At 30.8% G+C, this 383-nt stretch carries 2 protein-coding genes; both read left to right on the top strand.

Going from position 1 to position 383, the window contains the following annotated elements; translation table 11 throughout:
- Nucleotides 1–190 (top strand): hypothetical protein (locus G4L40_RS12970; RefSeq protein WP_207785390.1); only part of this gene is annotated, 190 nt, incomplete at its 5' end.
- A partial coding sequence (locus G4L40_RS12865) for a UvrD-helicase domain-containing protein (protein ID WP_235922652.1) occupies nt 187–383 on the top strand: 197 nt, incomplete at its 3' end. The genes G4L40_RS12970 and G4L40_RS12865, both read left to right, overlap by 4 nt.

Genomic DNA, 383 nt, shown 5'->3' with positions numbered 1-383 from the left:
AGTTGATGAAGTAAATGATCTAAAGGTTTTACATCATTTTTCTCACTTTACAACATTTGAAAAAGTTGGTAAACAAGATGAATTAATTTTAAGATTGCCAGATATTACTGAGGATGTATTTATGCTATTAAGAAAGGATAATTCACACTATTCATCACTTTGTAAAGGAATAAATAAAGCTGTAGTTTGAATCAACAACAACAAAATATAATCAATATTACCCAAGGTAAACACATAGTCTTGGCGCCTCCAGGTACAGGAAAAACAGAAATCCTAACACAGAGGTTATTAAAAGCCTTAGAAAATGGTGTTGATGAAGATAATATAGTCAACCTAACATTCACTAATCGAGCAGCACGAGAAATGAATAATCGTGTAAAAGA

The organism is Flavobacterium celericrescens, from assembly GCF_011392075.1.
Lineage (GTDB): Bacteria > Bacteroidota > Bacteroidia > Flavobacteriales > Flavobacteriaceae > Flavobacterium > Flavobacterium celericrescens.
Note: the sequence above shows the minus strand (reverse complement) of the source record. Positions and strands in the feature narration are given on the sequence as shown.